We start from the raw sequence: 10591 nt of genomic DNA, 5'->3' as shown, positions 1-10591 counted from the left end.
GGCCTTGGCGGGTTCGATACCGGCTCGAAAGACATTCCGGACGCATTCAAGGTCGGGGCATCGCTGCCCTGACCTTGAATGCGAACCGTGCTTAGTCGGCGGCGATTGCCATACTTTCGCTTTCTACTTTGACCGTCGCCCGCAACGCTGCGGGAAGCCAGCCCTTGCCGTCCAGTTCCTTCTCGGCCTGCAAGAAGCTTCGGGTTTCGGGGCGCGTTCCACCGTCGGCCCACGACTTGCAAAAATGTTTGAGGATGCCTTCTCGCAAAAAGGAACGTCGGCTGGCAGGCCCGTGGCCCGGGACTGGGCGGCTGCCTTGGCCGAACTTGAAGCGAACCTCAAGCAGTGCTCCGCCAATTCCAGCCACTGGTCACTTGGCTCATCGCCGTGCCCTTGGTGCAAAATGGAAGGCGCCACTGGCGTCCCGCTGTTCTCAACCGTTGTTCCCGCCAGCGGGGCGACGCTTTTCGATATCGCCGGATTCCAGCGCAGGTGGACGCCATCCCGCATCCCGGGCCGGTGCCGACCGTCCCCGAGAAGAATGTGACACCAGATCCCAACGCCTTGAAGCTCAAGGGGCACGCGCGCCGCACCAACTTCCGGGCAGGAGTAGCGGCCGCAGTAGTCGGCGTCGCTGGCTTGATGATGGCGCAGATCTGGGTGCTGGGCATTGCCTTGGGGGTTTTTCTGGGGTTGAGAGGTTTCTTGAACAGGGACAGTGAGGCTGCGGAATACCGGCGCATCGCCGGCGAGGCCGCCACCCAGTGGAAAAACGCGCAAACCACGTGGATGCAGAGAGCCGGGCCGGATGCCTTCGACAGGCAAAAAACGGTGCTCGCCGGGCTCAGGCGCGAATGGGACATCTTACCTTCCAAACGGTAGCCAGGATCTCGGAGCTCGAGCGCAACCGCCGTCAGGCGCAACTGCACCGGTTCCTGGACAACTTTGAAATCTCATCGGCAAAGATCGAGAGCATCGGACCGGGAAAGAAACAGGTCCTGGAGTCGTATGGCGTCGAAACAGCGCTCGATGTCGAGAGGAACAAGCTCTACAGCGTGTCCGGATTCGAACCCAAAACGGCGCAGAAGTTGTTAAATTGGCGAAGGTCCGTCGAAGCCCGCTTTGTCTTCGATCCCTCACGCGCGATCGATCCACGCGATATCGCGCAGATTGACCAGGATATTCTCGGCGACCGCAAGCGGCTGCAGGGCGCCTTGGTTCTCGGTCTTGAGCAACTCAAGCAGACAAGAGCCCAGATTCTTGCCGCCCGTGAACACAGTCGCCCGGAAATGGAGCGGTTGGCATTGGATCAGTCGTCGGCAAACGTTGCCGCGATTTCAGGTTGAGACGGCTAACGCTGGATCGCCAATCAGGCTCGGTGGGTTTTGGCATACCTTCATCACCCCGGGTTGCGCGTCAGTGTGAAATACCCATTTCACCTTGTTGGAGGCCTCGACGATTTTGGCCGGTCGGAGCGCTGACTCGAAGGAGAGGTGAACGGCGGCTTTGCGCCTCATTCCAGCCGCTCGAATTGCCCAAGCCATTTCCTGAAAGCTGCCGATCCAGGGGATCCGTCTGGACGTCGATGGCAAGGGTGGTGGACGTACGGCTTCGCCACCAAGCAGGCCGCAACGGATTTCAGGATGTTACGGGTTAGGCGGTGACCCTTGGGCCACTCATGCAGCCATGTCTCATGCTGTCTCGAATCACGTTGTTGACGGTGCAAGCATCGCCGTCAAATCGCTCAGTCCGAGCGTGGCGGGCGCGCAACACTCAATCAGGTATAGCAGTCGCTAGGGCTATATGCATTTAGTGACACGGCCACCCGATCTTTGCGGTCGCAAGTCTTTACCAAGTGTCGTTTCTCGGCAAGGCTGATCATTGAGGCACTCACGCCGCGAGGATTGAAGAATGCTTAACCAGGCAGAAACACTCTACCCATCTCTGACCCCTCTTGCGGTCCAGGTCCGCTGGAAGGTTCCAACCGAATTTCCGGCGTGCCCGGACGAATTCACCGACGACGCCCTTCTTCTTTATGAATCGCGCCTCTCTTTCGGAAGTATCTTCGCGCGCAACCAGCTCTCCACGAGCCTCGTCGTCGACCGGAATCTCAAGGACGATGACCTGATCGTACTCACTCATTTTGCCGGCGACGCCATAAAGAATTGGGCAGTGGCCCACATTTCAATCCATGATGGCCTTTTCCATCACCGAAGCGAATTCACCTTCTTCAGTCTCAAGGGCGCTCTGAAGCACTTCTGCGAACTAGCTGGAGAGGACCTTGGCGACTCGATCGATGACTATTGCTGATGACGTATCAGCTGATGTCGATGCAGAAATGTTGCTGCATATTGACGATTCCGGTTGAGCGTGGGTGTCGAGTGTGAGCGATGACCTTGTGACGTCGGTCAGGTTCGAAGTCATGGTGCCAAGCAGTATCAATAAGGATGATGCCGGAGGGGCCAAGATGGAACATGAGAACCTGCTAGTCGTCGGTGCCGACTTCTCGAAAATGCGCACGCGCTGAATACGACGTGGTGATCTGCAGACCGGAGGTGCGTTTGAGTTCCATATAGACCTAAACTCGCTATAAGATACGCATCATGCGTTGGAGTTGCACCTCCGGGCTGTGCGCAACGTCGTGGCGGATGACTCCTTTCTACCCAGTGGTCCGCAAAGCCGCCTGTCAGCTTGCGGGCCCAACGCGGTCATTTCGGAACATGCAAGCAGACTAAATAGCGATTGGAACTCAATAACCACGCGGCCACAGCGTTCATGGTTTGTACTTCTAAAGTCGCATAATTGGCAGACTGGAACATGGAACTTGGGTCGCGAGGTGGATCAAATGCGTTACGCAGGGTCGCAGAACGCGCAAGAGACATTGCAGGTCATCTATAATCGAGCTGTCGGCCCAGCCGACTTCCTATTCGTGCCAGTGAGCAATGGCAATCGTACCAGCGACAGCACCCATTGCTCGCTGCTGCTCGTTGATGGCCGCAACCCGGAGCGGGTCGCCTATCACCACGACTCCTCCCGGACAGGGCCACAACGACGAGCCTGCAAACCAGCTCGCAAGGGTGCTGAACGGCACCTTCGAGGCAGCCCCCATGACCCGACAGCCGAATGCTTATGACTGCGGCGTGTTTGTGTTGGCACGTGGGCGCCGATTGGACAATTGATGGCCGGGCAGCGGCGCCGGGTCGCTGCGACGACCTCGTCGCCGACCGGCAGGCGCTGCAAGACCGGCTGAGGCGGCGCTTCCACACGGGATTTGTCTAAAATTCCAAGGGGGATTTGTGGAGGTATGACGCCGACAGGCCGCCTACCGCCAGACTACCCCGCTCATGAACGCGACGCCGGCAGCACTCCCATCTCCTTGAGCAACCAGGCAGCGCCGTCAATCTTGTCCATGGTCCAAAGCATGAAGCGACTGTCGACATGGATGCTTCGACTGCGGTCTGCGGCATATGCCCAATCGGAGATCACTCCATCGAGCGTGCCATCAAAGGCGAGACCGACGAACTCGCCGCGCCCATTCAGCGTGGCCGAGCCGCTATTGCCATTGGTAATGTCGACCGTGGACATGAAGTCGACCGGCAAAGTGCCCAGCTCCGGCGCGACATAGGGGCCATAATTCTTGGCCCGGATCGCAGCGACGGCGGCGGCGGGCGCATCAAACTCGCCCTTGCCAGTGTGCTTGGCCAGAAGTCCCTCAGCCGTGGTGAATGGCGTCCAGATCTGCCCGTCGCGTGTTCGCCCCGACACCTTGCCCCAGGTGATGCGCAGCGATCCATTCGCGTCGGGATACACCGGCCGGCCAATCGCCTGCCAGTAGGCGCGCAGGCCCTGCATATAAGTCGCGCGCGCCGCCTGCGCTCGGCCAGCGCGGTCCTTCGCCGCGCGCTCCGCAGCTATGTCGCCGGGATAGAGCGCGACCGCCAGCTTGATGAAAGGATCGTCCGACGCCTCGAAGGCAGCAGCCCGCTTGTCGAGCCAGCCGAGCCGCGTGGCCGTGTCGGCGAGTTTGGTTTCTGCATAAAGTCGGTCAAGGCCGATTTGGTCCAGAGCCGTTTCGAACGCAGTATCGCGGTCCTTTGCGTCTAGCCGGCGATATTCATCGAGCGCGGCCTCAAATAGCTTGCGATCGATGTCGGGCAGGTAACCGCGTTCGATCTGCGTCAGTTGATCCACGGTCTGGTTACGGTCACGATCCTGAAAGCCGCGTTCGCGGTCTTCATCGAGCTTCTCGTGCTCCTTGGCCCAGCGATACAGAGTGCGCGCGGATGAGAGCATTTGCGCGCGGTTCAGCAGCGCCTGGCGCAGCCCCTCGAGCGAGGCCTGGCTATTCTCGTCCACCATGGCGCCCAGTTCGCCGATCGCTGCGCCATAGCGCGCCTGCCGCGCGGGATCGTCGGCGACCCAGTCGAGATAAGCTTTCTCCTCGATCGCCTTGCGCACGTCGAGCCCGATCGCATTGGCCCCGGCGAGATCGCCCGCCAACTTCTTCTTGTAGTTTTCCACGCCTTGCAGGATGGAGGCGTAGCGGATCTGCGCTTCTCGATTGCCTGCCGTGGTTTGGTTTATCTGGGCCGCATAATCCGACAGCAAATGCTGCAACAGCGGTTCGTACCGCGCGAAATTGAACCGTACTTCATCCGCCGTGCGGAACCGATTGGTTTCTCCGGGAAAGCCGACGACCATGACGAAATCGCCGTCTTGCACGCCTTTAGAGGCAATGCGCAGCCAGCTCTTCGGCCGGTAGGGCACGTTGTCGCGCGCATAAGGCCGGGAGGAACCATCAGGAGCGACATAAGCGCGGTAAAAACCGAAGTCGCCTGTGTGGCGCGGCCACGTCCAATTGTCCGTTTCGCCGCCGAAGTTACCGATGCCGAGCGCGGGCGCATAGACTAGGCGCACGTCCTGAATTTCGAGCTTCTGCTGGAGATAGTAGGAGGCGCCGCCATAATAGGACTCCACGTCGCAGCGGCGATTGGGCTGTTCTTCACATGCGGCGATCAGCGCCTTCCGGTTCCTGTCGAGCCGCTCATAGCGGGCAAAGCCGTTCAGCTTGTCCGATACGCCCTTGAGCATGTCGGCGGTCACATCACGGATATCCTCGATCACATAGATGCGGCTGCCGGGCACCGCGGGTAATTCTTCACCAAGGCTTTTCGCTAGAAATCCCTTGGTGAGATAGTCTTGACTCTCCTTGCTGTTGTACTGGATCGATTCCAGCACGCAGTGACGGTTGGTCGCAACCAGTCCTTGCGGACTGACGAAGGAAGCTGAACATCCGCCCAGTGATACGATCGCGTTGAGCGGGGCAGTGTCTAGACGGCTGAGCTGCGCGGGATCAAGCTGGAGTCCATTCGCGCGCATGGCCGCGCCAAGTTCCGTAATCTGGGCCGGCATCCACATGCCTTCGTTCGCCGACGTCCAGAGCAAGTTCATAGCGGTGGCTTGGGCCAAACGACTAAAATTCGAGTTCATGCTGATCTCGTTCCCATTCTGTGTATTGTTCTCCGCTGATCTGGATCGATGAGCTATCGGGCTGACCGGCGTCCGCAAGCGCCTGCGCGGCAGCCACTGGGTGAAGAGTGAGTGGACGGTCAACACAAAAATCTGGGTGACGCTCCCCTCACATTGTATCGGCAACGTTTGCGGATCATCCGTTGCACTAATCGTGCCAAAGGATGCCTGAGACGCCCTTCGGGTCCCGCGGAGAAGTCATTCGAGACGCCTCTAACAATATCTCCCGCATTGCGGGCCGGCCATTGGAGCGCCTCGTCAATAAAGCTTTCAATCACCTACGTGGTAAGGGCCTTGCGTGTCCGACCTCCGACATTTGGGTCCGACCTCCGACATTTGGTTGTAGACCCGACACTCTCGTCCTCGCTCGCGACGAAGCCCACTGCCGAACAGCCGTCGTTAATTGTGAGAATGCGTGCTATCGTTTCTGTTACGTGCGGTGTTGCGCGAGGACGAGGGTGCGAGGAGTGCCCGGACTTCCCCTTGCCGCAAATCCGCTCGGCGCTTGGCGACATAACCCGGCGGACTATGTGCGCGAGTGCCGGCGTGAGGCGCGAAAGTAAATCTGGGATGAAACGTCGACCATCCGAATCGAGCATGGAAACCTCATCAAAGCGACAACCGCCAACCGGGTTCGCGAGGCAGGCGCGTTCGTCGTCCCGACGAACATCACCTTTGCTGTCGTCGCTCGGGACGGAGCCAGATACGGCATGTCCGCCGAATCCCTTGAAAAGGTGAGCTTCGTTCTCGATGCCGGCTTGTCGGCGCTCGAAACGCTTCAAAGCGCTGGCGTGACCATGGGCTACGGCTCCGATCTGCTTGGCCAGATGCATAGGCACCAATCAGAGGAATTTCTTCTGCGCGGCCGCGTTCTCAAGCCTCGGGACGTGATCCGATCCGCGACGGTGGATGCTGCCCGCGTGCTCAACATGGAAGGCCTCATTGGCACCATCGCGCCTGGCGCTCACGCAGATCTCATCGCCGTCTACGGCAATCCGTTGAAGGACCTCGCGATTTTGTCCGATCCCGCCCGGCTTCGAAAGATCATCAAGGGCGGGCGAGTGGTGAAGAATGAATAACCAGACGCAGGTAATCCGTTGCCATTCAGGGGAATTACGCAACACAGGCAGGAGCACAACAGAACGTATTGAGCAGCTACCGATGGTTGCGAAGGCATGACGCTGCGATTGCCGCCTTCGTGCTGCCGGTGCTCAAAACTCTCAATCGTCCCTGACCAGCCTTGAAATCTCGGCGCTAATGTCGGCTCCTTCGTAGGGCAATGCCTGAGGACGTTTCTCGCACGCCTAGCCGTCATGATACACGCGCTCATTTGATTGCGTGGCATCGGTGGAGAGCGCTGTCACAAACGGCTGGACGACATTCCTCATATCGCGCCGGCGGAGCCTGTTTTCGCCAAAGTCGAACTCGCGGGTGACGCCTACGGCCCCTGCCAAGTTAATCCCATTTGAGATCGAATGCGGTGGGCGTGCCGCTCCTAGCAGCGCCGTTTTTCCCATTGACGTGAAAACATCAGAACAAAGTACTCATAGAACATCGTTTGGTTTCGGTGGTGGCCTATGGCGCATGTGTGGGAGATAGATCACTTGGCACGATTATCGGTTCTTGGAATATCCGGCGGTGTAAGCAACCCGTCCCGCACCACGGCGGTCGTCAATGCGCTGGTCAAGGCGGTCGCGTTGCGCCTGCCTGCCGACACCGGTCTGATTGAGATCACGGAGGCAGCACCGTCGCTTTTCGCCGGACTATCCCGCGGCGCACTTGGCGCATCTGGAGAAGCGATTATCCAGCGTGTCGAGAAGGCCGATTTGCTCGTGGTCGGAACGCCTGTCTATAGGGCTTCCTACACTGGCGCTCTCAAGCACCTGTTCGACCTGGTCGACTATCGCGCGTTGACGGGCAAGACCGTGCTTCTCGCGGCGACCGGCGGGAGCCCATACCATGGCCTGGTGCTCGAACATCAGCTCCGGCCATTGTTCGGCTTTTTTGGCGCTGTCACCGTCCCTACGGGTGTCTACGGCACGCCCGACGATTTCGTCGATGGCGAAATCGTCGGCGCAGCCATCATCGAGCGTATTGCAAGGGCCGCTACCGACGCGGTCTCCTTGCTCAACTCAAGTCACGCAAATGCCGCCGTCGCCACCCGCGTCGGCTGAGCCAATCAACAGGGGAAACGACGACATGAGTTCGCATTCCGACGCCATCAAATTCGCCTACTGGGTCCCGAACGTCTCCGGCGGCCTGGTCATCTCCAACATCGAGCAGCGGACGGGTTGGGATATCGACTACAACCGCAAGCTCGCCCAGATTGCCGAGGCCAACGGGTTCGACTATGCGCTGAGCCAGATCCGTTTCACAGCCGGCTATGGGGCCGACAACCAGCACGAATCAGTCTCGTTCAGCCATGCCTTGCTTGCCGCGACCACAACGCTGAAGGTCATCGCAGCGATCCTGCCCGGTCCGTGGAACCCTGCGCTGGCGGCCAAGCAGATCGCTACCATCAACCACCTGACCAATGGCCGCGTCTCCGTCAATGTCGTCAGCGGCTGGTTCCGAGGCGAGTTCGCCGCGATTGGCGAACTCTGGCTCGATCATGACGAGCGCTATCGCCGGTCGGAGGAATTTATCCGAGCGTTGCGCGGCATCTGGACGGAAGACAGCTTCACGCTGAAGGGCGATTTCTACCGCTTCACCAACTATTCCATGAAGCCGAAGCCGATCGAGCCCTTGCCCGAGATATTCCAGGGCGGCTCGTCGCGAGCCGCTCGCGACATGGCGTCTCGTGTCTCCGATTGGTATTTCACCAACGGCAATACCCCGGAGGAGATCCGGAAGCAGGTCGACGACATCCGCACCAAGGCGAAAGCCAACGGCCACAAGGTTAGGATCGGCGTCAACGCTTTCGCCATCGCCCGCGAGAGCGAGCAGGAAGCGCGCGCCGTGCTCGACGAGATCATCGCCAAGGCGAATCCGGAGGCGGTGCAGGGCTTTGCCGATCAGGTCAAGAATGCCGGCAAGGCCTCGCCGGAAGGCGAAGGCAATTGGGCGAAGTCGTCCCTTGAGGATCTCGTTCAGTACAATGACGGCTTCTGCAGCAATCTCATCGGCACGCCGGAACAGATCGCCGAACGCATCCTGAAACTGAAGGACGCCGGTGCCGACCTGATCCTGCTCGGCTTCCTGCATTTCCAGGAAGAGGTCGAGTTCTTCGGCAAGCGCGTCATTACTCTGGTGCGCGAACTGGAAGCAGCTCGCGACAGGGAGCTTGTCGCCGCGGAATAGGACGGGCGCGGCCCACGGGGCCGCAGCCCACACGCCTTCAAAAGCAGGGACGTTTCATGATTGGTGCTTCGCTGGGAGCCGCCGCATACGAGCGCGCGCCCGAAATTTCCGCCCTTCTTGCTGGTGCTGGTCGCGTTGACGAGACGCGCGCGGTGCGCCTGTCGGCAAAGGCTGATGCGATCCTGACCTTGAGCGGGATCGGCATTTCCTTTGGCGGGGTCAAGGCGCTGAGCGATGTTGATCTCGAAGTCGAAGTCGGCGAGATCCGCGCGGTGATCGGCCCCAACGGCGCCGGCAAGTCCTCACTGATCAACATCATCAGCGGCCTCTATCACGCCGACCGCGGCAGGATTGCGATCGGCGGACAGTCCTTCTCCCGGGTGCCGGCGAGCCGTCTAGCACGGCTCGGCGTTGCGCGAACCTTCCAGAACCTGGCGCTATTCGGCGGTCTGTCCGTGCGCAACAACATCGCGTGCGGCCGCGTCCACACCAGGCGCGCCAGTTTCGTCGAACATATTGCAGGTCTGCCACGCGCCCGGAGCGAAGATGCGGGAATCGCCGAAAAGACCGATCAGATAGTCGCCTTCCTGCATCTCGAAAGCGTCGCCGACCGCCTCGTCGCCACCTTGCCTTACGGCCTGCAGAAGCGGGTCGAGCTGGCGCGCGCGCTGGTCGCCGAGCCGAAGCTGCTGCTGCTCGACGAGCCGATGGCCGGCATGACGGCGACCGAGAAGGCCGAGATGGCCGGCTTCGTGCGAGCCGCGCGCGACCGGCACGGCGTCACCATCATCCTGATCGAGCACGACATCGGCGTCGTCATGGGCCTCTCCGACCGCGTCGCCGTGCTCGACTACGGCCGCAAGATCGCCGACGGCACGCCGGCCGAGGTGCGCGCCGATCCTGCGGTGATCCGGGCCTATCTCGGCACCGCCGAGGGCGAGAATGGCGAGGACATCTGATGAGCTACTATGATTTCCTCTTCGTCATCGAGGTGCTGGTCGGAGGCCTGCTCTCGGGCGTCATGTACTCGCTCGTCGCCATCGGATTCGTGCTGATACAAGACCTCGGGCGTGCTGAACTTCGCGCAAGGCTCGATGGTGCTGTTTGCAGCACTCACTTTCGTCAGCCTGGTCGAACGCCGCGTCCCTTTCGCGCTTTCGCTGCTCATCACCTTCGCGGTCATGGTCGCGCTCGGCTTCACCATCGAGCGGACCGTGCTCAGGCCGCTGGTCAACCGCTCGCCGATGACGCTGTTCATGGCGACGCTGGGGCTCTCCTACATCATCGAAGGTGCCGCCCAGCTTATCTGGGGCACGCAGGTGCACGGGCTCGACCTCGGCATCGACGACACCCCATTCGAGGTCGGCGGCGTACTGATCTCGTCCTTCGACCTGCTGGCGGCGGCGATCGCCGCTGCCATGGTCGCAGGCCTCAGCGCCTTCTTCTATTGGACGCGGATCGGCCTTGCGTTTCGCGCCGTCGCCGACGATCAGTTCGCGGCCCTCGCCGTCGGCCTGCGGCTGCCTCGCATCTGGGGCACCGTGTGGACGGCGGCCGGCTTCGTCGCGCTGGTCGCCGGGCTGTTGTGGGGCGCGCGTCTCGGCGTCCAGTTCTCGCTGTCGCTGATCGTGCTGAAGGCGCTGCCGGTGCTGGTGCTTGGCGGCTTCGATTCCATCCTCGGCGCCATCGTTGGCGGCCTCATCATCGGCGCCAGCGAGAAGCTGGCCGAGGTCTATCTCGGCCCGTTCGTCGGCGGCGGCAT

At 60.7% G+C, this 10591-nt stretch carries 8 protein-coding genes and 1 pseudogene; 8 read left to right on the top strand and 1 reads right to left on the bottom strand.

Annotation, left to right across the window (positions count from 1 at the left end):
- The first annotated feature begins 492 nt into the window (after positions 1-492).
- The 3 genes from EN738_RS23260 (at position 493) to EN738_RS23250 (ending at position 2310) form a co-directional block, all read left to right on the top strand.
- A complete protein-coding gene (locus tag EN738_RS23260; RefSeq protein ID WP_091600484.1) occupies positions 493-882 on the top strand; it encodes a hypothetical protein in 390 nt (129 codons plus the stop codon).
- Positions 855-1346: a hypothetical protein gene (locus EN738_RS23255; RefSeq protein WP_091600483.1), complete on the top strand. Its 492-nt coding sequence runs from the start codon at positions 855-857 to the stop codon at positions 1344-1346. The genes EN738_RS23260 and EN738_RS23255 overlap by 28 nt, the downstream gene beginning before the upstream one ends.
- Before the next feature lie 565 nt (positions 1347-1911).
- Positions 1912-2310: a hypothetical protein gene (locus tag EN738_RS23250; protein ID WP_091600482.1), complete on the top strand. Its 399-nt coding sequence runs from the start codon at positions 1912-1914 to the stop codon at positions 2308-2310.
- Positions 2311-3342: 1032 nt separating this feature from the next.
- Here EN738_RS23250 and EN738_RS23245 read toward each other — a convergent pair.
- On the bottom strand, positions 3343-5490 hold the full coding sequence (locus tag EN738_RS23245; RefSeq protein WP_091600481.1) for a S46 family peptidase: 2148 nt from the start codon (positions 5488-5490) through the stop codon (positions 3343-3345).
- Between the two features lie 602 nt (positions 5491-6092).
- Between EN738_RS23245 and EN738_RS23240 the strand changes: the two genes are divergently transcribed.
- The 5 genes and pseudogenes from EN738_RS23240 to EN738_RS23220 form a co-directional block, all read left to right on the top strand.
- Positions 6093-6608: an amidohydrolase family protein gene (locus EN738_RS23240; protein ID WP_348629104.1), complete on the top strand. Its 516-nt coding sequence runs from the start codon at positions 6093-6095 to the stop codon at positions 6606-6608.
- A gap of 498 nt (positions 6609-7106) precedes the next feature.
- Positions 7107-7703 carry an FMN reductase gene (msuE, locus tag EN738_RS23235; RefSeq protein ID WP_126037984.1) on the top strand — a complete coding sequence of 199 codons (597 nt, stop codon included), beginning with the start codon at positions 7107-7109 and terminating at the stop codon, positions 7701-7703.
- 25 nt (positions 7704-7728) lie between these two features.
- Positions 7729-8829 (top strand): dimethylsulfone monooxygenase SfnG, encoded by a 1101-nt coding sequence (gene sfnG / locus EN738_RS23230; protein WP_126037988.1) that lies wholly within the window; start codon positions 7729-7731, stop codon positions 8827-8829.
- 56 nt (positions 8830-8885) lie between these two features.
- The gene (locus EN738_RS23225; protein ID WP_126037991.1) at positions 8886-9788 is read left to right on the top strand and encodes an ABC transporter ATP-binding protein; all 903 of its coding nucleotides are present in this window, start codon (positions 8886-8888) and stop codon (positions 9786-9788) included.
- Positions 9788-10591: pseudogene (locus EN738_RS23220) on the top strand (branched-chain amino acid ABC transporter permease); the annotation flags it as partial. The gene EN738_RS23225 and the pseudogene EN738_RS23220, both read left to right, overlap by 1 nt.

The organism is Mesorhizobium sp. M4B.F.Ca.ET.017.02.2.1 (assembly GCF_003998955.1).
Taxonomy (GTDB): Bacteria; Pseudomonadota; Alphaproteobacteria; order Rhizobiales; family Rhizobiaceae; genus Mesorhizobium; species Mesorhizobium abyssinicae.
Note: the sequence above shows the minus strand (reverse complement) of the source record. Positions and strands in the feature narration are given on the sequence as shown.